A 25,748-nucleotide genomic window follows, 5' to 3' on the forward strand; every position below is an offset into this window, starting at 1 on the left:
GATTTAGCAGAAGAGCCTACAGGCTCCTTACAGGAGAACCCCCGATGAGCAAATTTCTGGATCGGTTTCGCTACTTCAAGCAGAAGGGCGACACCTTTGCCGATGGGCACGGACAGATTCTGGATACCAACCGGGACTGGGAAGACGGTTACCGTCAGCGCTGGCAGCACGACAAAATCGTGCGCTCCACTCACGGCGTAAACTGCACCGGCTCATGCAGCTGGAAGATTTACGTCAAAAACGGTCTGGTCACCTGGGAAACCCAGCAAACCGACTACCCGCGCACCCGTCCCGATATGCCGAATCATGAACCGCGCGGTTGCCCTCGCGGGGCGAGTTACTCCTGGTATCTGTACAGCGCGAACCGCCTGAAATACCCGATGATGCGTAAGCGCCTGATGAAACTGTGGCGCGAAGCCAAAGCGCAGCACAGCGATCCGGTGGAAGCCTGGGCATCAATCATGTCCGACAGCGACAAAGCCAAAAGCTACAAGCAGGCGCGCGGTCGCGGCGGGTTTGTGCGCTCTTCCTGGCAGGAAGTGAACGAGCTGATTGCCGCCTCCAACGTCTGGACCGCCAAAATCTACGGCCCGGACCGTATCGCGGGCTTCTCGCCGATCCCGGCGATGTCGATGGTTTCTTATGCTTCCGGCGCGCGTTATCTGTCGCTGATTGGCGGCACCTGCCTGAGCTTCTATGACTGGTACTGCGACCTGCCGCCTGCGTCTCCGATGACCTGGGGCGAACAGACCGACGTGCCGGAATCCGCCGACTGGTACAACTCCAGCTACATTATCGCCTGGGGCTCTAACGTCCCGCAGACCCGTACCCCGGATGCCCACTTCTTTACCGAAGTGCGCTACAAAGGCACCAAAACCGTGGCCGTCACCCCGGACTACGCGGAAATCGCCAAGCTGTGCGACCAGTGGTTAGCGCCGAAACAGGGCACCGACAGTGCGATGGCGCTGGCGATGGGCCACGTGATGCTGCGCGAATTCCATCTGGAGCGCCCGAGCCAGTACTTCACCGACTATGTGCGGCGCTACACCGATATGCCGATGCTGGTGATGCTGGAGCAGCGCGACGGTTTCTACGCGGCGGGCCGTATGCTGCGCGCCTCCGATCTGGTAGGCGGTCTGGGCCAGGAAAACAACCCGGAATGGAAAACCGTCGCCTTTGATAATCAGAACGGCGAGATGATTGCGCCGAACGGTTCGATTGGCTACCGCTGGGGCGAGAAGGGCAAATGGAACCTCGAACAGCGCGACGGCACCACCGGCGAAGAGTCCGAACTGCGCCTGTCGCTGCTCGGCAGCCATGACGAGATCGCTGACGTCGGCTTCCCGTACTTTGGCGGCGCAGAGAGTGAACACTTTAACAGCGTGGCGCTGGACAATGTGCTGATGCACAAACTGCCGGTAAAACGCCTGCAACTGGCAGACGGCAGCAGCGCGCTGGTGACCACCGTTTATGATTTAACCCTCGCCAACTACGGCCTGGATCGCGGTCTGGGCGATGTGAACTGCGCCAGCAGCTATGACGACGTGAAAGCCTACAGCCCGGCCTGGGCAGAAGCGATCACCGGCGTGTCCCGCAGCCACATTATCCGTATCGCCCGTGAGTTCGCCGATAACGCCGATAAGACCCACGGTCGCTCCATGATCATCGTCGGTGCCGGTCTCAACCACTGGTATCACATGGACATGAACTACCGCGGCCTGATCAATATGCTGATCTTCTGCGGTTGCGTCGGCCAGAGCGGCGGCGGCTGGGCGCACTATGTCGGCCAGGAAAAACTGCGTCCGCAAACCGGCTGGCAGCCGCTGGCGTTTGGCCTCGACTGGCAGCGCCCGGCGCGTCACATGAACAGCACCTCGTTCTTCTACAACCACTCCAGCCAGTGGCGCTATGAAACCCTCGGCGCGGAAGATCTGCTGTCGCCGCTGGCGGATAAATCCCGCTATACCGGCCATCTGCTGGACTTTAACGTGCGTGCCGAGCGTATGGGCTGGCTGCCGTCCGCGCCGCAGCTGGGCACCAACCCGCTGCGCATTAAAGCCGCCGCCGACGCCGCAGGCATGAGCCCGGTGGATTACACCGTGCAGGCGCTGAAATCCGGCGAGATCCATTTTGCGGCGGAGCAGCCGGAAAACGGCAAAAACCACCCGCGCAACCTGTTCGTCTGGCGCTCTAACCTGCTGGGCTCCTCCGGTAAGGGCCATGAGTACATGCTCAAGTATCTGCTGGGCACCGACCACGGCATCCAGGGCGCGGATCTCGGCCAGCAGGGCGGCGTCAAGCCGGAAGAAGTGGAATGGCATGACAACGGCCTCGACGGCAAACTGGACCTGGTGGTGACGCTGGACTTCCGTCTGTCGAGCACCTGCCTGTACTCCGATATCGTGCTGCCGACCGCCACCTGGTACGAGAAAGACGATATGAATACCTCGGATATGCATCCGTTTATTCATCCGCTTTCCGCCGCCGTGGACCCGGCCTGGGAATCGAAAAGCGACTGGGAAATCTATAAAGCCATCGCGAAGAAATTCTCCGAGCTGTGCGTCGGCCATCTGGGGCAAGAAACCGATGTGGTCACGCTGCCGATCCAGCATGACAGCGCCGCCGAACTGGCGCAGCCGCTGGACGTCAAGGACTGGAAAAAAGGCGAGTGCGATCTGATCCCGGGCAAAACCGCGCCGCACATTATCGTGGTGGAGCGCGACTACCCGGCGACGTATGAGCGCTTTACCTCTATCGGCCCGCTGATGGAGAAAATCGGCAACGGCGGCAAGGGCATTAGCTGGAATACCCAGAGCGAAATGGACCTGCTGCGCAAGCTGAATTACACCAAAGCGGACGGCCCGGCCAAAGGCCAGCCGATGCTGAATACCGCGATTGACGCGGCGGAGATGATCCTTACCCTGGCCCCGGAAACTAACGGCCATGTGGCGGTGAAAGCCTGGGCGGCGCTCAGCGAATTCACCGGGCGCGATCATACCCATCTGGCGACCAATAAAGAGGAAGAGAAAATCCGCTTCCGCGATATTCAGGCCCAGCCGCGCAAAATCATCTCCAGCCCGACCTGGTCTGGCCTGGAAGACGAGCATGTCTCCTATAACGCCGGTTACACCAACGTTCACGAGCTGATCCCGTGGCGTACCCTGTCGGGCCGCCAGCAGCTGTATCAGGATCACCCGTGGATGCGTGATTTCGGTGAAAGCCTGCTGGTGTACCGCCCGCCGATCGACACCCGTTCGGTGAAAGCGGTAATGGGGAGTAAATCCAACGGCAACCCGGAGAAAGCGCTTAACTTCCTGACGCCGCACCAGAAGTGGGGGATTCACTCCACTTACAGCGACAACCTGCTGATGCTGACCCTGTCGCGCGGTGGCCCGATTGTCTGGATGAGCGAAATCGACGCCAAAGATCTGGGCATCGTGGATAACGACTGGATAGAAGTGTTTAACGCCAACGGCGCGTTAACTGCCCGTGCGGTGGTGAGCCAGCGCGTCCCGGAAGGGATGACCATGATGTATCACGCTCAGGAGCGCATCGTGAACCTGCCGGGCTCTGAAGTGACCGGGCAGCGCGGCGGTATCCACAACTCCGTAACCCGCATCAGCCCGAAACCGACCCATATGATCGGCGGCTATGCGCAACTGGCTTACGGCTTTAACTATTACGGCACCGTGGGCTCTAACCGCGATGAGTTTGTGGTGGTGCGTAAGATGAAAAATATCGACTGGTTAGATGGCGAAGGGTGTGACCAGGTACAGGAGAGCGTAAAATGAAAATCCGTTCACAAGTCGGCATGGTGCTGAATCTCGACAAATGCATCGGTTGCCACACCTGCTCCGTGACCTGTAAAAACGTGTGGACCAGCCGTGAAGGCATGGAGTACGCCTGGTTCAACAACGTGGAAACCAAACCGGGCGTCGGCTTCCCCAACGACTGGGAAAACCAGGAAAAATGGAAGGGCGGCTGGATCCGTAAAATCAACGGCAAACTGCAACCGCGCATGGGTAACCGTGCCATGCTGCTGGGCAAAATCTTCGCTAACCCGCATCTGCCGGGCATCGACGATTACTACGAGCCGTTTGATTTCGACTATCAGCATCTGCATACCGCGAAAGAAGGCAAGCATCAGCCGATCGCCCGTCCGCGCTCGCTGATCACCGGCCAGCGGATGAGCAAAATTGAAACCGGGCCAAACTGGGAAGAGATCCTCGGCGGCGAGTTTGAAAAACGCGCCAAAGATAAGAACTTCGAAAATATGCAGAAGGCGATGTACGGCCAGTTCGAAAACACCTTCATGATGTATTTGCCGCGCCTGTGCGAGCACTGCCTGAACCCGGCGTGTGTGGCGACCTGCCCGAGCGGCGCGATTTACAAGCGTGAAGAAGACGGCATCGTGCTGATCGACCAGGACAAGTGCCGCGGCTGGCGTATGTGCATCACCGGCTGCCCGTACAAAAAAATCTACTTCAACTGGAAGAGCGGTAAATCCGAGAAGTGCATTTTCTGCTATCCGCGTATCGAAGCGGGGATGCCGACGGTCTGTTCCGAAACCTGCGTGGGCCGTATCCGCTACCTCGGCGTGCTGCTGTATGACGCAGACGCCATCGAGAACGCGGCCAGCACCGAGCACGAAACCGATCTGTATCAGCGTCAGCTGGACGTGTTCCTTGACCCGAACGATCCAAAAGTGATCGAGCAGGCGTTGAAGGACGGCGTACCGCAGAGCGTCATCGACGCGGCGCAGCAGTCCCCGGTATGGAAAATGGCGATGGACTGGAAGCTGGCGCTGCCGCTGCATCCGGAATACCGCACCCTGCCGATGGTCTGGTACGTGCCGCCGTTATCACCAATTCAGTCCGCCGCCGATGCGGGCGAACTGCCGCACACCGGTATTCTGCCGGACGTAGAAAGCCTGCGTATCCCGGTTCAGTACCTGGCGAATATCCTGACCGCGGGCGACACCGCGCCGGTGCTGCGCGCCCTGAAACGCATGATGGCGATGCGCCATTACAAACGTGCGGAAACCGTTGACGGCGTTAACGATACCCGCGCACTGGAAGAAGTGGGTTTAAGCGAAGCCCAGGCGCAGGAGATGTACCGCTATCTTGCGATCGCTAACTACGAAGACCGCTTTGTGATCCCCACCAGCCACCGCGAGCTGGCGAGCAACGCCTTCCCTGAAAGCAAAGGCTGCGGTTTTAGCTTCGGCGACGGCTGCCACGGTTCAGACAGCAAAGCCAACCTGTTCAACAGCCGTCGTATCGACGCGGTGGATGTGACGGTGAAATCGGAGTCGCGCCCATGATGGAACTCAAACTTATTTCCCGGCTGCTGGAGTACCCGGATCACGCGCTGTGGGAGCATCAGCGCGAGATGTTTGATGCCATGACCGATCTTGAACATATCAGCAAAGAAGAGGCCCATGAGCTGGGCCTGTTCCTGCGCGATCTGCTCTCCGGGGATCGTCTGGACGTGCAGTCGCGCTACAGCGAACTGTTCGACCGGGGCCGCGCCACTTCGCTGCTGCTGTTCGAACACGTACATGGCGAATCGCGGGATCGCGGCCAGGCGATGGTGGACTTGATGGGCCAGTACGAGCGCGCCGGGCTGTTTATCGACAGCCGCGAGCTGCCGGATCATCTGCCGCTGTATCTGGAATATCTGGCGCAGCTGCCGCACAGCGAAGCGGTAGGCGGATTGCAGGATGTGGCGCCGATTCTGGCGCTGCTTAGCGCCCGTCTGAAACAGCGCGAAAGCCGTTATGCAGTGCTGTTCGATCTGCTGCTCAGCATCGCCAACAGCCAGGTTGACGCCGAAAAAGTGCAGCGCCAGCTCGCCGATGAAGTGCGTGACGATACGCCGGCGGCGCTGGACGCGGTATGGGAAGAAGAGCAGGTGAAATTCTTCGCCGATCAGGGCTGCGGCGAGTCCGCCATCGCCACCCATCAACGCCGGTTTGCGGGCGCGGTCGCTCCGCAGTATTTGAATATCACTACAGGAGGACAGCAATAATGCAGTTCCTGAATATGCTTCTCTTCGATATCTATCCTTATATTGCCGGCACCGTGTTTTTAGTGGGCAGTTGGCTGCGCTACGACTACGGCCAGTACACCTGGCGGGCAGGCTCCAGCCAGATGCTGGATCGCAAAGGGATGAACCTGGCGTCTAACCTGTTTCACTTTGGCATTCTGGGGATTTTCGTCGGCCACTTCTTCGGGATGCTGACGCCGCACTGGATGTACGAGTCGTTCCTGCCGATGGATGTTAAGCAGAAGATGGCGATGATCATGGGTGGCGCAAGCGGCGTGATGACGCTGGTGGGCGGGCTGCTGCTGCTCAAGCGCCGCCTGTTTAACCCGCGTATCCGCGCCACGTCCACCACGGCGGATATCCTGATCCTGTCGCTGCTGATGCTGCAATGCGCGCTGGGCCTGCTAACCATTCCGTTCTCGGCGCAGCATATGGACGGCAGCGAGATGCTGAAGCTGGTGGGCTGGGCGCAGTCGGTGGTTACTTTCCACGGCGGTGCGTCTGAACACCTGAACGGGGTGGGCTTTGTGTTCCGCCTGCACCTGGTGCTGGGGATGACGCTGTTTGTCCTGTTCCCGTTCACCCGTCTGGTGCATATCTGGAGCGCGCCGGTGGAATACCTGACGCGTAAATACCAGGTGGTCAGAGCGCGTCGCTAAGCGTTTTGCCATCAAACACCGCTTACCCCGGGTAAGCGGTGTTATTTTGCCTCGTTAATCACTTTCGCCCGCTTTTCTCCCCATCCCAGATTGTTACCCGCCGCCGCCAGCAGGATCAGCGCGCCGCCAGCCAACTGCGTCAGGCTCAGCGTGTGATTAAACACCAGCTTATCCACCACCACCGCCACCAGCGGATAAATAAATGACAACGAACCGGTGACGGGCGTCGGCAGTTTCTGGATCGCCGCGTACAGCAGCTGATACATGATGCCGGTATGCACAATCCCCACGGTGAGCAGTATTCCCCACTGCATCGGCCTGAGCTCGAACGAGATCTGCACCAGCGGCAGCAGCATCAGCGTGCCGACGACCATTTGCACCAGCGCAATCTGCTGCGGTGAAACCTGGCGCAGCTGGCGGGTAATCAGCGCCGTCAGCGCGTAGAAAAACGCCGCCCCCAGCGCCATCGCCACTCCCAACAGGCCGTTGCCCTGGTGCACTGCGCTCAGCTCGCTGGATAACACCAGCACCACGCCGCCAAACGCCAGGGTTAGCCACGCCCATTTCACGCTGCTGACCCGTTCCCCCAGCAGCATACTCATCAACACCAGCATAAAGGGCTGGGTGTTATAGATAACGGTGGAAAGGCCAATGGAAAGATGGCGGTAAGAGGCAAACAGCAGCAGCCAGTTAATCACCACCGCCACGCCGCCCGCCGCCATCAGCAGCAGCGTGAGGCGGCTTAACCGCGTCAGCGGTTCGCGGCTGAGGCGAATAAACAGCAGCAGGGTGACGCCGCCAATCAGGCAGCGGGCAAAGACCACCTCCATCACCGGCAATCCTGAAAGCAAAACAAACGCGCCGATAGAGCCGGATATCAGCATCGCCAGGCTCATCTGCCAGACGCCGGATTGAATATTACGCATGGGCTATCTCCTCTGTGATAGCGCTATTGTGTAAAAATCGTGGCGCGCGTTACAGAGCAGAGATAAGGTTAATAGAGTAATTATCCTTTTATAATTAGGGTGTGATGATGGATTACCTTATCGATGATATCGATCGCCAGATTCTGGCCTGCCTGGCAGAGGACGCGCGGCTGTCGTTAAAAGTGCTAAGCGGCAAAGTGGGGCTTTCCTCGCCCAGCACCGCTGAACGTTTGAAGCGGCTGGAAGAGAAGGGCGTGATCCAGGGCTACGGCGCGCGGATTAATCTCGCCGCGCTGGGTTATTCGCTGCAGGCGCTGGTGCGGGTAAAACCGCTGCCGGGGATGCTCCATAAGGTCGAGAAAATGATTCAGGCGTTGCCAGAATGCATCGAGTGCGACAAAGTCACCGGAGAGGACTGCTTCGTAATGCGGCTGGTGGTGCGCTCTATCGACCAGCTGGATGTGGTGCTGGATGGCCTGGCGGATTATGCCCAGAGCAACACCTCGATTGTGAAGAGTTCGCCGGTAACGCGACGGTTACCGCCGCTACACTGATGTTTGGCTAACCCAGGCAGGAGAACACACCATGTCAGACCGTCCAGCGATTGCTCTTGTCGGGCCGGGGGCTATCGGCACCACCATTGCCGCAGTGCTCCACGAGGTTGAGCGCACGCCAGTGCTTTGTGGCCGCACGGCGCATCCGCGGCTGCTTTTGCGTCACGATGACGGGGAGATTGTGGTGCCAGGCCCGGTATTGAACGATCCCTCCAGCCTCGATGAGCCGTTCGACCTGGTGTTCGTGGCGGTGAAAACCACCCAGATTGTCGACAGCGCCGACTGGCTTGCGGCGCTGTGCGATGAAAATACGGTGGTCTGCGCGCTGCAAAACGGCGTTGAGCAACAGGCCCGGCTGGAACCTTATGTGAATGGCGCAACGGTGCTGCCTTCGGTGGTGTGGTTCCCGGCACAGCGCGAACCGGACGCCTCGGTCTGGCTGCGGGCGAAACCGCGCCTGACGCTGCCGGACGTCCCGCCTGCGCAACGGGTGGTCGATGCGCTCCACGGCACACGCTGCATGATTGAACTGTCCGGGGATTTTATCTCCATCGCCTGGCGTAAACTGCTGCTTAACGCAGCGGCGGGGCTGATGGTTCTGGCAAATCGCCGTGCCGGGATGTTTTCACGCGCTGATATCACTGAGCTGGCGCTGGCATACCTGCGCGAGTGCCTGACCGTCGCCCGCGCTAAAGGTGCGGTGTTGAACGATAGCGTGGCGCAGGAGATCGTCGACGGCTTTCAGCGTGCCCCGGCGGACCTGGGGACGTCTATTCTCGCCGACCGACAGGCGAATCGCCCGCTGGAATGGGATATCCGTAACGGCGTGATCCAACGATATGGCGCTGAGTTGGGGATTGCGACGCCCATTAGCGATGTGGTGGTTCCGCTACTGGCGGCAGGGAGTGAAGGGCCGGGTTGAGAAGGTGGTGGGTGAAGTCTGTGATTTTGGCTGGTTTACGTGATTTCAGTGGCGTCTTTAAGATGGTGGTGGGGGAAGGATAACTCAGCGCTGCGCGCTTCGCCCTTCGGGTCGTTGCCTGCGGCAACGCTTTCTCGCTGGCGCTCGAATCGAACCTTAGTCGAAGCTTCTCATCCTTCCCCGTTCGGTGAAGTCTGTGATTTTGGCTGGTTTACGTGATTTCAGTGGCGTCTTTAAGATGGTGGTGGGGGAAGGATTCGAACCTTCGAAGTCGATGACGGCAGATTTACAGTCTGCTCCCTTTGGCCGCTCGGGAACCCCACCAGGGGTAATTCATATTGTAGAAATACTGCTTGAGATGGTGGTGGGGGAAGGATTCGAACCTTCGAAGTCGATGACGGCAGATTTACAGTCTGCTCCCTTTGGCCGCTCGGGAACCCCACCACGGGGTAATGCGTTGTTAATCACTTCCTGACCGGGAAGCGGGGCGCATCATATCAAATGAAACGCCCCTGTAAAGCTTTCCTTTCTGGAAAATGTACCGTTTGCGTACTTTTTACCCTTAACGTCGGAAAGCTAATCAATACGTTACGCGTTTAGAGCAGGATTGTGCGGTTGCCGTAAACAAATACCCGCTGCGCCAGGACGTGGTACAGCGCGCGGCTGAGGACGTTTTTCTCTACATCACGACCGGCGCGCATCATATCTTCCGCCGTGTAGCTGTGATCCACGTGAATAACGTCCTGCATAATGATCGGGCCTTCGTCGAGGTTGTCATTCACGTAGTGCGCCGTCGCGCCGATGATTTTTACCCCGCGCTCGTAAGCCTGATGATAAGGGCGCGCGCCGATAAACGCCGGCAGGAACGAATGGTGGATGTTGATAATCTGGTTCGGGAAACGCGCCACGAACTCCGGCGTCAAAACGCGCATATATTTCGCCAGCACCACGTAATCCGGCTGGTAAGACTCAATCGCCTCCGCCATCTTATTGTCGTGCTCTTCGCGGGTTAGCCCTTCATGGCTCACCAGCTGGAAGGGAATGTCGAAGCGCTCCACCAGCGTGCGCAGCGTGTCATGGTTGCCAATCACTGCGGCAATTTCCACATCCAGGCCGCCGTAATTGGCCTTCATCAACAAATCGCCCAGACAGTGCGCTTCTTTAGTAACCAGAATCACCACCCGGCGACGACCGGCGGGATTTAACTCGCGCAGCGAACCCGACGGCAGCGCGCCATCCAGATCGGCCAGCAGCGTGGCGTCGTTGAAAATGCCTTCCAGCTCGGTGCGCATAAAGAAACGCCCGGTGCGATGATCGACAAACTCATTGTTCTGCACAATGTTCAGTTCGTGCTTGTAGCAAATATTGGTGATGCGCGCGATTAACCCTTTCTGGTCCGGGCAGATAGTGCGCAGTACTTTACGTTGAATAGATTGCATTACCGGGGAAATCCTGTTGAGTGTCTGCTTATTGAGTGCTGTTAAGGCCCTATTGCCCGCAACACTTTTTAAATTTTTTACCTGACCCGCAAGGGCAGGGATCGTTACGTCCAAATTCCGGGCGCTGTCCGTCTATATAATACCAGTGTCCGTTTTCGAACAAGAAACGTGAGCGCTCGATGATTGCGCCATTTCGCTGGTTCTCGCGATAGCGCGCCACAAAGCTGACATAGCCTTCGTCTTCGCTACGGCCCGCCGCTTCCTCAAAAATTGTCAGCCCCAGCCACTCTGTGCCGGCAAATCCGGCCTCAATTTCGGCGCGGAACTCGGCTGCATGCACACTGGGATGCCAGGTTTTAATCAAATAATCCGCGTTCTTCGTCACAAAAGCACAATAACGAGACCGCATAAGCCGCGCTGGATTGGGTGCCGCTACGTTTGCACTAATATAAGGCGCGCAACATAGGCTATACTCCAGAGCGCTGCCACAAGGACAAAGCTGCGACAAAGCGAGGCTCCTTGAATAAAAATAAACGGCGTTTATCGCCAGGCGGCCCTATGTTAACTGACTGGCAGCATTGATGCCATGCTGTGAAGAACCGGGGGAGCAATCGAGACGAAATGAGAGTGATATTCAGCAGTAACACCATAAGAGTGGACTCGATTGATGCATTAACTGTTTTACGAAACACATTGTTATCAGATACAGAGACAACGCTCACACAGGCGGCGCGCTACGCTGGCGGCCCGCATTCCATCGATCTTTACGTGCGTTATTGTCCAAATCTCGTGCAGTCGGCTTCTGTTGCGCGATTTTATCAGGCATTTCGCTCCTTTCTTCGGGATATTCTGACAGGCGATAGCGGCTCGGGCATGCCACTATTTAAATATCGTCAGTCAGAGGTGATCGCATGACCCAACCCTTGTCCGGAAAAAAAATTCTCATCGTTGAGGACGAGCCAGTATTCCGCTCGTTGCTGGACTCCTGGTTGGCCTCTCTGGGCGCGTTAACCCTGGTCGCCGTCGACGGTGTCGAAGCCCTGGAAAAAATGACCGACGCGGTACCTGATCTGCTGATTTGCGACCTGGCGATGCCGCGCATGAACGGTCTGAAGCTGGTGGAACATGTGCGCAATGAAGGCCATCAACTGCCGATTCTGGTCATATCCGCGACGGAGAATATGTCCGATATCGCTAAAGCGCTGCGCCTCGGGGTTCAGGACGTCATTCTGAAACCGGTGAAAGATTTAAACCGGTTACGCGAAACGATCTTTTCCTGTTTATATCCCGCGATGTTTAATTCCCGCGTTGAGGAAGAAGAACGGCTGTTTCAGGACTGGGACGCGCTGGTCAGTAATCCTCAGGCGGCGGCGACACTGCTTCAGGAGCTCCAGCCTCCGGTTCAGCAGGTGATCTCCCATTGCCGGGTTAATTATCGTCAGCTGGTTTCTGCCAATGAGCCAGGCATGGTGTTGGATATCGCGCCGCTTTCCGATCGCGACCTGGCGTTTTATTGTCTCGATGTGACCCGCGCGGGAAATAACGGCGTGCTGGCGGCGTTATTATTGCGCGCACTGTTTAACGGGTTATTGCAAGAACAACTCTCGCGCCAGAAACAGCGGCTGCCTGAACTGGGCCATTTGCTCAAGCAGGTTAATCAATTGTTGCGTCAAGCGAACTTAACGGGCCAGTTCCCCTTATTAGTTGGCTACTACCACAGCGGATTAAAAAATCTGATATTAGTTTCAGCGGGTCTTAACGCAACGCTTAATACCGGTGAGCAACAAATTCAGCTCAACAACGGTGTCCCTTTAGGCACATTAGGCAATACTTATTTAAATCAAATTAGCCAGCCGTGCGAAGCATGGCAATGCCAGATTTGGGGTGCGGGCGGCCGTCTTCGCTTGATGCTGTCTGCAGAATAACCATTTGATTTAAAAATGCCAGAATGCTTTTCCTGCCGCGATACTCAAGGTGTTAATATCGCGGCAACTTCTTCATATTAGTCCGAAATTGCCGCGCTTCGGCGTCATCAGCACCCACGATGTTTTTATGCTGATATACTCGAACGCGATATTTAATTGACGAACAAGTATAAAACTTGAACGGTTCAGGAGAAATTTACATGGCTGCCATTAATTCCAAAGTGAGAAAAGCGGTAATTCCAGTTGCGGGTCTGGGGACGCGTATGTTGCCTGCAACTAAGGCAATCCCTAAAGAAATGCTGCCTTTGGTTGATAAGCCCCTGATTCAATATGTAGTTAACGAATGTATCGCAGCCGGTATCACCGAAATTGTTCTGGTGACCCATTCATCAAAAAATTCCATCGAAAACCATTTCGATACCAGTTTTGAACTGGAAGCCATGCTGGAAAAACGCGTTAAGCGCCAGCTGTTGGCTGAAGTGCAATCCATTTGCCCGCCGCACGTCACCATTATGCAGGTGCGTCAGGGCCTGGCGAAGGGCCTGGGCCACGCGGTCATGTGCGCTCATCCTGTCGTTGGTGACGAGCCGGTCGCCGTGATCCTGCCGGACGTAATCCTTGATGAATTTGAATCCGACCTGTCCCAGGATAACCTGGCAGAAATGATCCAGCGCTTTGATGAAACCGGTAATAGCCAGATTATGGTTGAGCCCGTTGAAGACGTCACAGCTTATGGGGTAGTGGATTGCAAAGGCGTAGAGCTGAGCCCGGGCGACAGCGTGCCGATGGTTGGCATCGTTGAGAAACCCAAAGCGAACGTAGCGCCGTCAAATCTGGCGGTCGTGGGCCGTTATGTGCTCAGCGCGGATATTTGGCCGCTGCTGGCGAAAACCCCTCCGGGAGCCGGTGACGAAATCCAGTTGACTGACTCTATCGCGATGCTGATGGATAAAGAAACCGTTGAAGCCTACCACATGAAAGGCAAGAGCCACGACTGTGGTAATAAACTCGGATATATGCAGGCGTTCGTTGAATACGGTATTCGTCACAACACGCTGGGCGAAGAATTTAAAACCTGGCTTGAAAGCGCGGTTGGCGTTAAGAAATAAGCTTCTCACCGCAGGATAAAACAATGAAAGTAACCGTATTTGGTATTGGCTATGTCGGCCTGGTACAGGCCGCGGTGCTGGCGGAAGTCGGACACGATGTGATGTGCATCGATGTTGATGAAAAAAAAGTCGAGAACCTTAAGCAGGGTATCATCCCTATTTATGAGCCAGGCTTAACGCCGCTGGTTAAGAAAAATTACGAAGAAGGTCGTCTTCATTTCAGCACTGATGCGAAAGAGGGTGTCGATCATGGCGTTATGCAGTTTATCGCCGTGGGCACCCCGCCAGATGAAGACGGCTCCGCCGATCTGAAATATGTGACTGCCGTGGCGCGAACCATTGCTGAGCATATGACGGACCATAAAGTTGTGCTGGATAAATCCACGGTGCCGGTGGGCACAGCGGATAAAGTTCGCAAGGTGATGGTTGACACGCTTAAGCAGCGCGGTAGCGATCTGGCTTTTGATGTGGTGTCGAATCCGGAGTTTCTCAAAGAAGGGGCGGCAGTCTCCGACTGTATGCGTCCTGAGCGCATCGTCATCGGCACCGATAATAATGATGTCGTCGATCTACTGCGCGAGCTCTATGAGCCGTTTAACCGCAATCATGACCGCCTGATTTTAATGGATATCCGCAGCGCAGAGCTGACCAAGTATGCAGCTAACTGCATGCTGGCGACCAAAATCAGCTTTATGAATGAGATTTCTAACCTGGCGGAACGTCTGGGTGCCGATATCGAAAAGGTGCGTCAGGGCATCGGTTCCGATTCACGTATCGGCTACCACTTTATTTACCCTGGCTGCGGCTACGGCGGCTCTTGCTTCCCGAAAGACGTCCAGGCGCTGATCCGTACGGCGGAGCAAATCGGCTATGTGCCACGCATCCTGAAAGCAGTGGAAGAGGTGAACGAAGATCAAAAGATGAAGCTCCCTGAGTTCATCATCCGCCATTTCGGCGAGGATCTTCAGGGTAAAACGTTCGCGCTGTGGGGTCTGTCATTCAAACCGAATACTGATGACATGCGTGAAGCCTCCAGCCGTGTGTTGATGGAAGAACTCTGGAAACGCGGTGCTGTGGTTCAGGCGTTCGATCCTGAGGCCATGGATGAGACGCAGCGCATTTATGGGCATCGCGCGGATTTACGCCTGATGGGAACTAAAGAATCGGCGCTGCAGGGCGCAGATGCGTTAGTGATTTGTACTGAATGGCAGGCTTTCCGTGCGCCGGATTTCGATGCCATCAAAAAATCACTGAAACAACCGGTTATCTTTGATGGTCGTAATCTGTATGATCCCGTCAGGCTCGACAAGCGCGGCTTTGTTTATTATGCAATTGGCCGTGGAGCATCCATTAATATTGCAAAATAAATGAGGGTCATATGAAATTTCTGGTTACCGGCGCAGCAGGCTTTATCGGTTTTCATGTAAGCGAGCATCTGCTTGCTGCCGGTCACCAGGTTATCGGAATCGATAACCTGAATGACTATTACGATGTTAATCTCAAACTTGCCCGCCTCGATCTTCTCAAAAAGCATTCCGCCTTTCGCTTTGACAAAATAGACCTCGCCGATGGAGAAGCCATGGCGACGTTATTTTCCACAGGGCAGTTCCAGCGCGTGATTCATCTTGCGGCTCAGGCCGGGGTGAGATATTCGCTGGAAAACCCGCATGCGTATGCGCAGGCAAATCTGATTGGTCACTTAAATGTTCTGGAAGGATGCCGCCACAATAAAATTGAACACTTATTATACGCCTCGTCCAGCTCGGTTTATGGTTTAAACCGTAAAATGCCTTTCTCGACTGAAGATTCAGTCGATCATCCGGTTTCTCTCTATGCAGCGACAAAAAAAGCCAATGAATTAATGGCGCACACCTATTCTCACCTCTACGGATTACCCACAACGGGGCTGCGCTTTTTTACCGTTTATGGGCCGTGGGGGCGTCCTGATATGGCGCTATTTAAATTTACTAAGGCCATCATTGAAGGCAAAAGCATCGATGTTTATAACCACGGGCAGATGCGCCGGGACTTTACCTATATTGATGATATTGCCGAGGCTATTGTTCGTTTGCAGGATGTTATACCTGAACCTGATGCTAACTGGACGGTTGAAGAGGGCACTCCGGCGACCAGCTCTGCGCCATATCGCGTCTACAATATCGGTAACAGCTCTCCGGTTGCGCTCATGGATTACATCTCAGCGCTGGAAAAAGCCCTTGGCAAAGAAGCGATTAAGAATATGCTGCCGATGCAGCCTGGTGATGTGCTGGCCACCAGCGCGGATACACAGGCGTTATATGAGGTTATTGGTTTTAAACCGCATACCTCAGTTGAAGAAGGCGTTCAGCAATTTGTTGACTGGTATAAAAATTTCTACCACGTCGCTTAATAATTGTTATGAGTGAATGAAAACAAAAATCCCGCCGAAGCGGGATTTTTTATTGAGTTCAGGAAACTTACTCGTTAATCAGGAAATCGTCGAGTTGTTTGCCTTGCTCTTCGATAGCTTTCTTGATTACTGCCGGGGTACGGCCCTGGCCAGTCCAGGTTTTGCTTTCGCCGTTCTCATCAATATAGCTATATTTAGCCGGGCGAGCAGCGCGTTTTGCTTTAGCGCCGGTTTTAACCGCTGCCATGCTGTTCAGTAATTCATTCGGATCAATACCGTCAGCAATCAGCATTTCGCGATATTGTTGTAATTTACGAGTACGTTCTTCGATTTCAGCAGCAGCTGCGCTTTCTTCTTCGCGACGCTCAGATACAACAACTTCTAATTTTTCCAGCATTTCCTCAAGCGTTTCGAGGGTGCATTCTCTTGCCTGCGCACGAAGAGTACGGATGTTGTTCAGAATTTTAAGTGCTTCGCTCATTGTAGTAATCTCAAACTTATATTGGGGGGGTTTGTTGAGCTAATAATAGAGCCTTAATTTAATTTTCGCAATAGGGTGAAATGTAAGGAATTCAAAATTACAGAATATATGTTAGCAGTCCTAAATAATTTCCCGGCCGTTTTTCTTGAACAACCGCACAAAAAAAGCGGGAGTAAGGTAAATTTCGGACAAAATATTGCGCATCGGATAACTAAACTACCGGTTTCGGCAGGCCATTATTGCGGCCTCACATTAATATCATCCTTATGTATTATGGAGTGGCTGTAGATGAAAAAATCTAACATTTATAAATACATTTAGCGAGGCGTATAACGAGACGGGTTAATTTGAAAAGTACTGCCATATCTGGGGGTTACGTTAATTTTCGGATAATTGTTTTACCTGGGGTGAACAAAAAATAAACGTCATTTCTTATATATATTGACGAAACCGGCGTAGCAGAAATCACCATGCTTATGTCCCGCAGCGCTGCCTGCGCAGAAGAATATGGTACAATCCCGCCTGCTAAAATTACATGACGACGGAGTGATGCGGCGAATGGCGCAACTATATTTTTACTACTCGGCAATGAATGCAGGTAAGTCTACCGCGCTACTTCAATCTTCGTGGAATTACCAGGAAAGAGGGATGAGGACGCTGGTTTACACCGCAGAGATTGATGACCGCTTCGGCACGGGTAAGGTCACCTCACGTATCGGCCTCTCATCGCCTTCACGGCTGTTTAATCCCAAAACAGACTTATATGCGGATATTCATTCTGAGCACCAGCGTGACGCGATTCACTGCGTTCTGGTGGATGAAAGCCAGTTTCTGACGCGTGAACAGGTTTATGCGCTTTCTCAAGTGGTTGATGATTTGGATATTCCTGTACTGTGTTATGGGCTGCGCACGGATTTCCGCGGGGAATTATTTAGCGGAAGCCAATATTTGTTGGCCTGGTCCGATAAGCTGGTAGAGCTGAAAACGATCTGCTATTGCGGACGGAAAGCCAGTATGGTTTTGCGTTTAGACCAGCATGGTAAGCCTTATAACGAAGGCGAACAGGTGGTAATAGGGGGAAATGAGCGCTACGTCTCCGTGTGCCGTAAGCATTATAAAATCGCGCTGGCGACAGGCTCTCTGAAAGAGATCCAGAATAAATAACGACATTCGGCGTTACGGTTGATGATAAGGGATAAAAAAACCCGCCTTTAAGGCGGGTTTTTATTAGTGCCTGAAGTATCAGGCAGATTTTTTCGCTTTTTTCTCAGCTTTCACCGGTGCGATGACGGCTTCTTGCTTCGCTACGCCACCTTCAGTGAATTCACGGCCGTAGAAGGTATCCATCAGAATCTGTTTCAGTTCGGAGATCAGCGGATAACGCGGGTTCGCGCCGGTGCACTGGTCATCGAAGGCATCTTCAGACAGTTTATCTACGTGGGCCAGGAAGTCAGCTTCCTGCACGCCAGCTTCACGGATAGATTTCGGAATACCCAGTTCAGCTTTAATGCTTTCCAGCCATGCCAGCAGTTTCTCGATTTTCGCAGCGGTACGGTCGCCCGGTGCGCTCAGACCTAAGTGGTCAGCGATTTCTGCATAACGACGACGCGCCTGCGGACGGTCGTACTGGCTGAATGCCGTCTGCTTGGTCGGGTTGTCGTTGGCGTTATAGCGGATAACGTTACAAATCAGCAGGGCGTTCGCCAGACCGTGCGGAATATGGAACTGAGAACCCAGCTTGTGCGCCATGGAGTGACAAACACCCAGGAAGGCGTTAGCAAACGCGATACCCGCGATGGTTGCAGCACTGTGGACGCGTTCACGCGCTACCGGGTTTTTAGACCCTTCATGGTAGGACGCCGGCAGGTTTTCTTTGAGCAGTTTCAGGGCTTGCAGCGCCTGGCCGTCAGAGAATTCGCTCGCCAGTACCGACACGTAAGCTTCCAGAGCGTGGGTTACCGCATCCAGACCGCCAAAGGCGCACAGGGATTTAGGCATCTCCATTACCAGGTTCGCATCGACAATCGCCATATCCGGAGTCAGCGCGTAGTCTGCCAGCGGATATTTCTGACCGGTCGCATCATCGGTTACTACCGCGAACGGAGTCACTTCAGAACCGGTACCGGAAGTGGTAGTGACAGCAATCATCTTCGCTTTCACGCCCATTTTCGGGAACTTGTAGATACGCTTACGGATGTCCATAAAGCGCAGCGCCAGTTCTTCGAAGTGGGTTTCCGGATGTTCGTACATGACCCACATGATTTTCGCGGCATCCATCGGGGAACCGCCGCCCAGTGCGATGATCACATCAGGTTTGAAGGAGTTCGCCAGCTCAGCGCCTTTACGTACTACGGACAGCGTCGGGTCAGCTTCTACTTCAAAGAACACTTCCACTTCAACGCCAGCAGCTTTCAGAACGGAGGTGATCTGGTCAGCATAACCATTGTTGAACAGGAAACGGTCGGTCACGATAAGCGCACGTTTGTGGCCGTCGGTAATCACTTCATCCAGCGCGATAGGCAGAGAGCCGCGACGGAAGTAGATAGATTTCGGAAGTTTGTGCCACAACATGTTTTCTGCTCGCTTGGCCACGGTTTTCTTGTTGATCAGGTGTTTCGGACCCACGTTTTCAGAGATGGAGTTACCACCCCAGGAACCACAACCCAGCGTCAGGGAAGGGGCCAGTTTGAAGTTGTACAGGTCGCCGATACCACCCTGAGATGCCGGGGTGTTGATCAGAATACGCGCGGTTTTCATTTTGTTGCCGAACAGACGAACGCGTTCCGGCTGGTTGTCCTGGTCGGTATACAGGCAAGAGGTATGGCCGATACCGCCCATTTCTACCAGTTTTTCCGCTTTGGTGACCGCGTCGTCAAAATCTTTGGCACGGTACATTGCCAGCGTCGGAGACAGTTTTTCGTGGGCAAACGGTTCAGATTCATCAACAACCGTCACTTCACCGATCAGAATTTTGGTATCTGCCGGTACGGTGAAGCCTGCCAGTTCAGCGATTTTAGTCGCTGGCTGACCTACGATAGCGGCATTCAGCGCGCCATTTTTCAGGATGATGTCCTGAACGGCCTTCAGCTCGCTACCCTGCAGCATATAGCCGCCGTGGGTGGCGAAACGCTCGCGCACTGCGTCATACACGGAATCCACAACCACAACGGACTGCTCGGAAGCACAGATAACGCCGTTGTCGAAGGTTTTAGACATCAGCACAGATGCGACAGCGCGTTTGATATCGGCAGTTTCGTCGATAACTACCGGGGTGTTACCCGCGCCTACGCCGATGGCTGGTTTACCGGAGCTGTAAGCTGCTTTAACCATACCCGGGCCGCCAGTCGCCAGGATCATATTGATATCCGGGTGATGCATCAGGGCGTTGGACAGTTCGACAGACGGCTGATCGATCCAGCCAATCAGGTCTTTCGGGGCACCGGCTGCGATTGCAGCCTGCAGTACGATGTCTGCCGCTTTGTTGGTGGCATCTTTAGCACGCGGGTGCGGAGAGAAGATGATACCGTTGCGGGTTTTCAGACTGATTAAGGATTTAAAAATCGCGGTAGAGGTTGGGTTAGTGGTTGGAACAATACCGCAAATAATACCAATCGGCTCGGCGATGGTGATGGTCCCGAAGGTGTCGTCTTCAGACAGCACACCGCAGGTTTTTTCATCTTTATAGGCGTTGTAGATATACTCAGAAGCAAAGTGGTTTTTAATCACTTTATCTTCTACGATACCCATACCGGATTCGGCAACGGCCAGTTTCGCGAGGGGGATTCGAGCATCAGCGGCGGCCAGGGCGGCGGCGCGGAAGATCTTGTCTACTTGCTCTTGAGTAAAATTGGCATATTCACGCTGGGCTTTTTTTACGCGCTCGACGAGTGCGTTAAGTTCAGCGACATTGGTAACAGCCATAAATGCTCTCCTGATAATGTTAAACTCTTTTAGTAAATCAGCTGTTCGACACGTCAGTATAGTCAGCGAGAAACAGCTTTGGTAAAGGCAGTGTGTGACCTGGCGCTACTACCTATTATTTACCTATTTACTAAAAGAGCCTTACCTGAAACACCACTAATATATGATGTTGTTATCAATTGGGGCGTAATCAAGAGTACTCACTTCTGAGTAGAAAATGTGTGATCTGGATCAAATATCTTCCATGCTGACACCTTTCAGCAGGGGGTTTTCGCAGTCAATTGTTAACAAAATAATACTGATTACATCATGCAAATATTAAAGTTCAATGAATATAACACATGTATAACACAGATAAATAATTCCATCATTTTTATATTATTCAGATAAATGTGCTGTGAAAGAACGTGACGGCAGTTGAGGTTTTCCATTACATTACGCAAGCCACAACTACCCCCTCTGGAATGCGGAGCTTCCCGTGATGCAGTCGTTTTTTGATTTGCCAACCTACTTTAAATTTTTTATAGGATTATTTGCGTTGGTCAACCCGGTAGGCATCATCCCGGTGTTTATCAGCATGACCAGCTATCAAACGGCGGCAGCGCGCAATAAAACTAACCTCACGGCCAACCTGTCGGTAGCCATCATTTTATGGACTTCGCTCTTTCTCGGCGACGGGATCCTGCAAATCTTCGGCATCTCTATTGATTCGTTTCGCATCGCCGGTGGCATCCTGGTCGTCACTATTGCTATGTCGATGATTAGCGGCAAGCTTGGTGAAGACAAACAAAATAAGCAGGAAAAATCAGAAACCGCTATTCGCGAGAGTATTGGCGTTGTGCCGCTTGCGCTGCCGTTAATGGCTGGCCCAGGGGCGATCAGTTCGACGATAGTTTGGGGTACGCGCTTCCATTCAATTTCTCATCTTATCGGGTTTTCAGTGGCGATTGCCCTGTTTGCCTTGTGCTGTTGGGGCGTATTCAGGCTGGCACCGTGGCTGGTAAGGTTACTTGGTCAAACGGGGATTAACGTCATAACCCGTATTATGGGCTTGCTGCTGATGGCGCTGGGGATTGAATTTATCGTAACGGGTATTAAAGCATTATTCCCCGGGCTGGTTTCCTGACGCGCTTTCATTCGAAAAAAGACGAAGCCTGGCTTCGTCTTTTTTTGATATTTTACTCGCATTATTGCAAAAACCACATTTCAGTGAGGATTTCATAATAAAAAGTAATACCTGATAAAAGCCTTAACTTTCAATAGAGTATAAAAACTCTTCCTCTATAGTGATTATTAATTCCTCTCCTGAGCTGTTATTTCTCTCACAATCAACTCTGGTGCTTGCTGCAACATTATTGAAATGATATTAGTAATTTTGTGGCTATCGTAGAGTTATCTGCTAAAAAATAGTCAATTGTTAATTTTATGCAAAATTTGCGGTTAGCGTGCTTGCTGTGCTAATGCGAGCGGCATGAATGCTTCATCGAATTGATTTTAAATAACTTTAATGCGATGCGCGTGCTTTTGGTGATCATTTGTTATCCAGATCGCGCATTCCAAAAGAGAAACGCTTAACAAATTTGCAAATTATATTGGCGCGGCTGGAACGCATTTGATACTTTCCGGCCAAAACATTCGCTGGCTTAGTATCTGTCGGGATAGATGATCCGGTATAGCGAAGAAGTAAAAGAACATCTGGCAGCGGCTATTCACTCCTGCGCTGTACAGAACTCCCTAAGGGAAAAACAGGCCGTAAGGGTCTTCATTATAACGAGTGGAGTCACAACACAATGTCCATCATCACAAAAAGAAGTCTGGTAGCAGCAGGTATTTTATCGGCGCTAATCGCAGGTTCGGCCATGGCTGCCGATGTACCGGCAGGTGTCCAACTGGCAGAGCAACAAACGCTGGTGCGTAATAACGGCTCGGAAGTACAGTCGCTCGATCCTCATAAAATCGAGGGCGTGCCGGAATCTAACGTTAACCGCGATTTGTTTGAAAACTTATTGATAACCGGCCCGGACGGACATCCAAAAGCGGGTGTGGCGGAGTCCTGGGATAATAAAGATTTTAAAGTCTGGACCTTCCATCTGCGTAAAGATGCGAAATGGTCTAACGGCGACCCGGTAACAGCGCAGGATTTTGTATACAGCTGGCAGCGCCTGGCCGACCCTAAAACGGCTTCACCGTACGAAAGCTATCTGCAATACGGCCACATCGCGAATATCGATGACATCATCGCCGGTAAAAAAGCCCCGACCGAACTGGGCGTGAAGGCAGTGGATGACCACACCCTGGAAGTGACCTTAAGCGAGCCGGTGCCGTATTTTTACAAGCTGCTGGTACACTCCTCGATGGCACCAGTGCCAAAAGCCGTGGTGGAAAAATTCGGAGAGAAGTGGACTCAACCGGCCAATATCGTCTCCAACGGCGCGTATAAGTTAACCAGCTGGGTGGTAAACGAAAAAATGGTGCTGGAGCGTAATACCAACTATTGGGATAACGCCAAAACCGTGATTAATCAGGTCACCTACCTGCCGATTTCTTCTGAAGTCACCGACGTTAACCGCTACCGCAGCGGCGAAATTGACATGACCTATAACAACATGCCAATTGAACTGTTCCAGAAACTGAAAAAAGAGATCCCGAACGAAGTTCACGTCGACCCGTATCTGTGCACCTATTACTACGAAATCAACAACCAGAAAGCGCCGTTTAACGATCCGCGCGTGCGTGCCGCGCTGAAGCTGGGCCTCGACCGCGACATTATCGTCAATAAAGTGAAGAACCAGGGCGACCTCCCGGCCTTTGGCTATACCCCGCCTTATACTGATGGCGCGAACTTCACCAAACCGGAGTGGTTCGGCTGGACGCAAGAGAAGCGTAACGAAGAAGCGCGTAAGCTGTTAGCCGAAGCGGGTTACACCAAAGATAAGCCGCTGACCTTCAACCTGCTGTACAACACCTCCGATCTGCATAAGAAACTGGCTATCGCCGTGTCGTCAATCTGGCAGAAAAACCTTGGCGTCAACGTTAAGCTGGAAAACCAGGAGTGGAAAACCTTCCTGGATACCCGCCATCAGGGTAACTATGACGTATCTCGCGCCGCCTGGTGTGCGGATTACAACGAACCGACATCATTCCTGAACACCATGCTGTCAAACAGCTCTAACAACACGTCGCACTATAAGAGCGAAGCCTATGACAAGATCATGGATGACGCGCTGAAAGTGACCGATGAGGCGCAGCGTACCGAGCTTTACAACAAGGCTGAGCAACAGCTGGATAAAGATTCCGTCATTGCGCCGGTGTTCTACTACGTTAACGCCCGCCTGGTGAAACCCTGGGTTGGTGGTTATACCGGTAAAGACCCGCTTGATAATATCTACGTGAAAGATCTGTACATTATCAAACATTAATGGCAATGCGTGGGGCAGGGACGAACGTTTGTTTTGAATAAACGGTTTTCCTTGCCCCACTGTGTCTGTTTTAAGCGCACTACAAAGGCACACGCCAGAAGGTACGGGCAATGTTAAAATTTATTCTACGTCGTTGTCTGGAAGCGATTCCGACGCTGTTTATTCTTATAACGATCTCCTTTTTTATGATGCGTCTTGCGCCGGGAAGCCCTTTTACCGGCGAGCGCACCCTTCCGCCAGAAGTTATGGCGAATATCGAAGCGAAATACCATCTGAACGATCCCATCATGACCCAGTATTTCAGCTACCTGAAGCAGCTGGCGCACGGGGACTTCGGCCCGTCTTTTAAATACAAAGACTATTCGGTTAACGACCTGGTGGCGACGTCGTTTCCGGTGTCCGCCAAACTGGGTGCCGCGGCGTTTTTCCTGGCGGTCTTTCTGGGCGTCAGCGCGGGGGTGATCGCGGCGTTGAAGCAAAACACCAAATGGGATTACACGGTGATGGGTTTCGCCATGACCGGAGTGGTGATACCCAGCTTTGTGGTGGCACCTCTGCTGGTCTTGATCTTCGCCATTACCCTGAAGTGGCTACCGGGCGGCGGCTGGAACGGCGGGGCGCTCAAATTTATGATCCTGCCGATGGTGGCGCTGTCGCTGGCCTATATTGCCAGCATCGCGCGTATCACCCGCGGTTCGATGATTGAAGTCCTGCACTCGAACTTTATTCGCACCGCCCGCGCCAAAGGCCTGCCGATGCGCCGCATCGTGCTGCGCCATGCCCTGAAGCCCGCTTTGCTGCCGGTGCTTTCTTATATGGGACCGGCGTTTGTCGGCATCATCACCGGTTCAATGGTGATCGAAACCATTTATGGCCTGCCGGGTATCGGCCAGCTGTTCGTTAACGGCGCACTGAACCGCGACTACTCGCTGGTGCTGAGCCTGACCATTCTGGTGGGCGCGCTGACGATCCTGTTCAATGCCGTGGTCGATGTGCTGTATGCCGTCATTGACCCGAAAATCCGTTATTAACGCTGAGGTACGCCATGATGTTGAGTAAGAAAAACAGCGAGGCGCTGGAAAACTTCAGTGAAAAGCTGGACGTGGAAGGCCGCAGCCTGTGGCAGGACGCACGCCGTCGTTTTATGCATAACCGGGCAGCGTTGGCCAGCCTGGTGGTGCTGTTGTTGATTGCGCTGTTCGTCACCTTTGCGCCAATGCTGTCGCAGTTCACCTACTTTGATACCGACTGGGGCATGATGTCGAGCGCGCCGGACATGGAGTCTGGTCACTACTTCGGCACCGATTCGTCCGGGCGTGATTTGCTGGTGCGCGTGGCTATCGGCGGGCGAATTTCGCTGATGGTAGGGATTGCCGCCGCGCTGGTGGCGGTGCTGTTGGGTACGCTTTACGGTTCGCTATCGGGCTATCTCGGCGGGAAAGTCGACTCGGTAATGATGCGTGTGCTGGAAATCCTGAACTCATTCCCGTTTATGTTCTTCGTGATCCTGCTGGTAACCTTCTTTGGTCAAAACATCCTGCTGATTTTTGTCGCTATCGGTATGGTGTCCTGGCTGGATATGGCACGTATCGTGCGCGGCCAGACCTTAAGCCTGAAGCGCAAAGAGTTTATTGAGGCCGCCCAGGTCGGCGGGGTATCTACCGCCAATATCGTGGTTCGCCATATCGTGCCGAACGTACTGGGTGTGGTGGTGGTGTATGCGTCGCTGCTGGTGCCGAGCATGATCCTGTTTGAATCCTTCCTGAGCTTTCTCGGCTTAGGAACCCAGGAGCCATTAAGCAGTTGGGGCGCACTGCTGAGCGATGGGGCGAACTCGATGGAAGTTTCCCCGTGGCTGCTGCTGTTCCCGGCGGGTTTTCTGGTGATCACGCTGTTCTGTTTTAACTTTATCGGCGATGGCCTGCGTGATGCCCTCGACCCGAAAGATCGCTAAGG

At 53.7% G+C, this 25,748-nt stretch carries 20 protein-coding genes, 2 tRNA genes and 1 other RNA gene; 15 read left to right on the forward strand and 8 right to left on the reverse strand.

What is annotated here, in order from left to right:
• Positions 1 to 44 precede the first annotated feature (44 nt).
• The 4 genes from FND52_RS03175 to narI are packed head-to-tail and all read left to right on the forward strand — an operon-like array spanning position 45 to position 6,707.
• Positions 45 to 3,791, forward strand: a complete 3,747-nt coding sequence (locus tag FND52_RS03175) for a nitrate reductase subunit alpha (protein ID WP_144129289.1) — start codon at positions 45 to 47, stop codon at positions 3,789 to 3,791.
• Entirely contained in the window at positions 3,788 to 5,323 is a 1,536-nt protein-coding gene (gene narH, locus FND52_RS03180; protein ID WP_144129291.1) for a nitrate reductase subunit beta, read from the forward strand. Before FND52_RS03175 ends, narH begins: the two co-directional genes overlap by 4 nt.
• Positions 5,320 to 6,030, forward strand: coding sequence for a nitrate reductase molybdenum cofactor assembly chaperone (gene narJ, locus FND52_RS03185; RefSeq protein WP_125295413.1), 711 nt, complete (start codon positions 5,320 to 5,322; stop codon positions 6,028 to 6,030). The genes narH and narJ overlap by 4 nt, the downstream gene beginning before the upstream one ends.
• On the forward strand, positions 6,030 to 6,707 hold the full coding sequence (gene narI, locus FND52_RS03190) for a respiratory nitrate reductase subunit gamma (RefSeq protein WP_144129293.1): 678 nt from the start codon (positions 6,030 to 6,032) through the stop codon (positions 6,705 to 6,707). Before narJ ends, narI begins: the two co-directional genes overlap by 1 nt.
• Before the next feature lie 41 nt (positions 6,708 to 6,748).
• Here narI and FND52_RS03195 read toward each other — a convergent pair whose 3' ends face one another.
• Complete coding sequence (locus FND52_RS03195; protein ID WP_144129295.1) at positions 6,749 to 7,633, reverse strand: DMT family transporter; 885 nt, start codon at positions 7,631 to 7,633, stop codon at positions 6,749 to 6,751.
• A 107-nt stretch (positions 7,634 to 7,740) separates the two neighbouring features.
• Here FND52_RS03195 and FND52_RS03200 point away from each other — a divergent pair, with 107 nt between their 5' ends.
• On the forward strand, positions 7,741 to 8,187 hold the full coding sequence (locus tag FND52_RS03200; protein WP_192798667.1) for an Lrp/AsnC family transcriptional regulator: 447 nt from the start codon (positions 7,741 to 7,743) through the stop codon (positions 8,185 to 8,187).
• A gap of 31 nt (positions 8,188 to 8,218) precedes the next feature.
• Positions 8,219 to 9,109 (forward strand): oxidoreductase, encoded by an 891-nt coding sequence (locus tag FND52_RS03205; protein WP_144129298.1) that lies wholly within the window; start codon positions 8,219 to 8,221, stop codon positions 9,107 to 9,109.
• Between the two features lie 63 nt (positions 9,110 to 9,172).
• Here the strand turns inward: FND52_RS03205 and FND52_RS03210 are convergent.
• From FND52_RS03210 to FND52_RS03230, 5 genes are all read right to left on the reverse strand, one after another.
• Positions 9,173 to 9,304, reverse strand: a non-coding RNA gene (locus tag FND52_RS03210) — RtT sRNA.
• Positions 9,305 to 9,348: 44 nt separating this feature from the next.
• A tRNA-Tyr gene (locus FND52_RS03215) sits at positions 9,349 to 9,433 on the reverse strand.
• 35 nt (positions 9,434 to 9,468) lie between these two features.
• Positions 9,469 to 9,553: transfer RNA gene (locus tag FND52_RS03220), tRNA-Tyr, on the reverse strand.
• 152 nt (positions 9,554 to 9,705) lie between these two features.
• On the reverse strand, positions 9,706 to 10,548 hold the full coding sequence (gene purU / locus FND52_RS03225; RefSeq protein WP_125294328.1) for a formyltetrahydrofolate deformylase: 843 nt from the start codon (positions 10,546 to 10,548) through the stop codon (positions 9,706 to 9,708).
• 49 nt (positions 10,549 to 10,597) lie between these two features.
• A complete protein-coding gene (locus tag FND52_RS03230) occupies positions 10,598 to 11,056 on the reverse strand; it encodes a YchJ family protein (RefSeq protein WP_125294329.1) in 459 nt (152 codons plus the stop codon).
• Between the two features lie 403 nt (positions 11,057 to 11,459).
• On the opposite strand from FND52_RS03230, the gene rssB reads away from it, so the two are divergent.
• The 4 genes from rssB to FND52_RS03250 all read left to right on the forward strand — a co-directional run bounded on the left by rssB (position 11,460) and on the right by FND52_RS03250 (position 15,971).
• Positions 11,460 to 12,473, forward strand: coding sequence for a two-component system response regulator RssB (rssB, locus tag FND52_RS03235; RefSeq protein WP_125294330.1), 1,014 nt, complete (start codon positions 11,460 to 11,462; stop codon positions 12,471 to 12,473).
• A 200-nt stretch (positions 12,474 to 12,673) separates the two neighbouring features.
• Complete coding sequence (galU, locus tag FND52_RS03240; protein ID WP_125294331.1) at positions 12,674 to 13,582, forward strand: UTP--glucose-1-phosphate uridylyltransferase GalU; 909 nt, start codon at positions 12,674 to 12,676, stop codon at positions 13,580 to 13,582.
• Positions 13,583 to 13,605: 23 nt separating this feature from the next.
• Positions 13,606 to 14,949, forward strand: coding sequence for a UDP-glucose dehydrogenase family protein (locus tag FND52_RS03245; RefSeq protein WP_125294332.1), 1,344 nt, complete (start codon positions 13,606 to 13,608; stop codon positions 14,947 to 14,949).
• 11 nt (positions 14,950 to 14,960) lie between these two features.
• Complete coding sequence (locus FND52_RS03250; protein ID WP_144129300.1) at positions 14,961 to 15,971, forward strand: NAD-dependent epimerase; 1,011 nt, start codon at positions 14,961 to 14,963, stop codon at positions 15,969 to 15,971.
• Positions 15,972 to 16,038: 67 nt separating this feature from the next.
• On the opposite strand, the gene hns is transcribed toward FND52_RS03250, so the two are convergent.
• On the reverse strand, positions 16,039 to 16,452 hold the full coding sequence (gene hns / locus FND52_RS03255; protein WP_125294334.1) for a histone-like nucleoid-structuring protein H-NS: 414 nt from the start codon (positions 16,450 to 16,452) through the stop codon (positions 16,039 to 16,041).
• Positions 16,453 to 17,010: 558 nt separating this feature from the next.
• On the opposite strand from hns, the gene tdk reads away from it, so the two are divergent.
• A complete protein-coding gene (gene tdk, locus FND52_RS03260; RefSeq protein ID WP_125294335.1) occupies positions 17,011 to 17,616 on the forward strand; it encodes a thymidine kinase in 606 nt (201 codons plus the stop codon).
• A gap of 78 nt (positions 17,617 to 17,694) precedes the next feature.
• On the opposite strand, the gene adhE is transcribed toward tdk, so the two are convergent.
• Positions 17,695 to 20,373, reverse strand: coding sequence for a bifunctional acetaldehyde-CoA/alcohol dehydrogenase (adhE, locus tag FND52_RS03265; protein ID WP_125294336.1), 2,679 nt, complete (start codon positions 20,371 to 20,373; stop codon positions 17,695 to 17,697).
• A gap of 478 nt (positions 20,374 to 20,851) precedes the next feature.
• Here adhE and FND52_RS03270 point away from each other — a divergent pair, with 478 nt between their 5' ends.
• The 4 genes from FND52_RS03270 to oppC all read left to right on the forward strand — a co-directional run bounded on the left by FND52_RS03270 (position 20,852) and on the right by oppC (position 25,746).
• The gene (locus FND52_RS03270; protein WP_125294337.1) at positions 20,852 to 21,499 is read left to right on the forward strand and encodes a YchE family NAAT transporter; all 648 of its coding nucleotides are present in this window, start codon (positions 20,852 to 20,854) and stop codon (positions 21,497 to 21,499) included.
• 664 nt (positions 21,500 to 22,163) lie between these two features.
• A complete protein-coding gene (oppA, locus tag FND52_RS03275) occupies positions 22,164 to 23,792 on the forward strand; it encodes an oligopeptide ABC transporter substrate-binding protein OppA (protein ID WP_125294338.1) in 1,629 nt (542 codons plus the stop codon).
• 110 nt (positions 23,793 to 23,902) lie between these two features.
• Complete coding sequence (gene oppB / locus FND52_RS03280; protein WP_125294339.1) at positions 23,903 to 24,823, forward strand: oligopeptide ABC transporter permease OppB; 921 nt, start codon at positions 23,903 to 23,905, stop codon at positions 24,821 to 24,823.
• A 14-nt stretch (positions 24,824 to 24,837) separates the two neighbouring features.
• Complete coding sequence (oppC, locus tag FND52_RS03285) at positions 24,838 to 25,746, forward strand: oligopeptide ABC transporter permease OppC (RefSeq protein WP_125294340.1); 909 nt, start codon at positions 24,838 to 24,840, stop codon at positions 25,744 to 25,746.
• Positions 25,747 to 25,748: the final 2 nt, after the last annotated feature.

The organism is Atlantibacter subterraneus (assembly GCF_007570865.1).
In the GTDB taxonomy this organism is placed as follows: domain Bacteria; phylum Pseudomonadota; class Gammaproteobacteria; order Enterobacterales; family Enterobacteriaceae; genus Atlantibacter; species Atlantibacter subterraneus.

Excerpts from the sequence above, each read along its gene's own strand:
- FND52_RS03175 (WP_144129289.1), top strand. The coding sequence starts at position 45 with ATGAGCAAATTTCTGGATCGGTTTCGCTACTTCAAGCAGAAGGGCGAC.
- narH (WP_144129291.1), top strand. The coding sequence starts at position 3,788 with ATGAAAATCCGTTCACAAGTCGGCATGGTGCTGAATCTCGACAAATGC.
- narJ (WP_125295413.1), top strand. The coding sequence starts at position 5,320 with ATGATGGAACTCAAACTTATTTCCCGGCTGCTGGAGTACCCGGATCAC.
- narI (WP_144129293.1), top strand. The coding sequence starts at position 6,030 with ATGCAGTTCCTGAATATGCTTCTCTTCGATATCTATCCTTATATTGCC.
- FND52_RS03195 (WP_144129295.1), bottom strand. The coding sequence starts at position 7,633 with ATGCGTAATATTCAATCCGGCGTCTGGCAGATGAGCCTGGCGATGCTG.
- FND52_RS03200 (WP_192798667.1), top strand. The coding sequence starts at position 7,741 with ATGGATTACCTTATCGATGATATCGATCGCCAGATTCTGGCCTGCCTG.
- FND52_RS03205 (WP_144129298.1), top strand. The coding sequence starts at position 8,219 with ATGTCAGACCGTCCAGCGATTGCTCTTGTCGGGCCGGGGGCTATCGGC.
- purU (WP_125294328.1), bottom strand. The coding sequence starts at position 10,548 with ATGCAATCTATTCAACGTAAAGTACTGCGCACTATCTGCCCGGACCAG.
- rssB (WP_125294330.1), top strand. The coding sequence starts at position 11,460 with ATGACCCAACCCTTGTCCGGAAAAAAAATTCTCATCGTTGAGGACGAG.
- galU (WP_125294331.1), top strand. The coding sequence starts at position 12,674 with ATGGCTGCCATTAATTCCAAAGTGAGAAAAGCGGTAATTCCAGTTGCG.
- FND52_RS03245 (WP_125294332.1), top strand. The coding sequence starts at position 13,606 with ATGAAAGTAACCGTATTTGGTATTGGCTATGTCGGCCTGGTACAGGCC.
- FND52_RS03250 (WP_144129300.1), top strand. The coding sequence starts at position 14,961 with ATGAAATTTCTGGTTACCGGCGCAGCAGGCTTTATCGGTTTTCATGTA.
- hns (WP_125294334.1), bottom strand. The coding sequence starts at position 16,452 with ATGAGCGAAGCACTTAAAATTCTGAACAACATCCGTACTCTTCGTGCG.
- tdk (WP_125294335.1), top strand. The coding sequence starts at position 17,011 with ATGGCGCAACTATATTTTTACTACTCGGCAATGAATGCAGGTAAGTCT.
- adhE (WP_125294336.1), bottom strand. The coding sequence starts at position 20,373 with ATGGCTGTTACCAATGTCGCTGAACTTAACGCACTCGTCGAGCGCGTA.
- oppA (WP_125294338.1), top strand. The coding sequence starts at position 22,164 with ATGTCCATCATCACAAAAAGAAGTCTGGTAGCAGCAGGTATTTTATCG.
- oppB (WP_125294339.1), top strand. The coding sequence starts at position 23,903 with ATGTTAAAATTTATTCTACGTCGTTGTCTGGAAGCGATTCCGACGCTG.
- oppC (WP_125294340.1), top strand. The coding sequence starts at position 24,838 with ATGATGTTGAGTAAGAAAAACAGCGAGGCGCTGGAAAACTTCAGTGAA.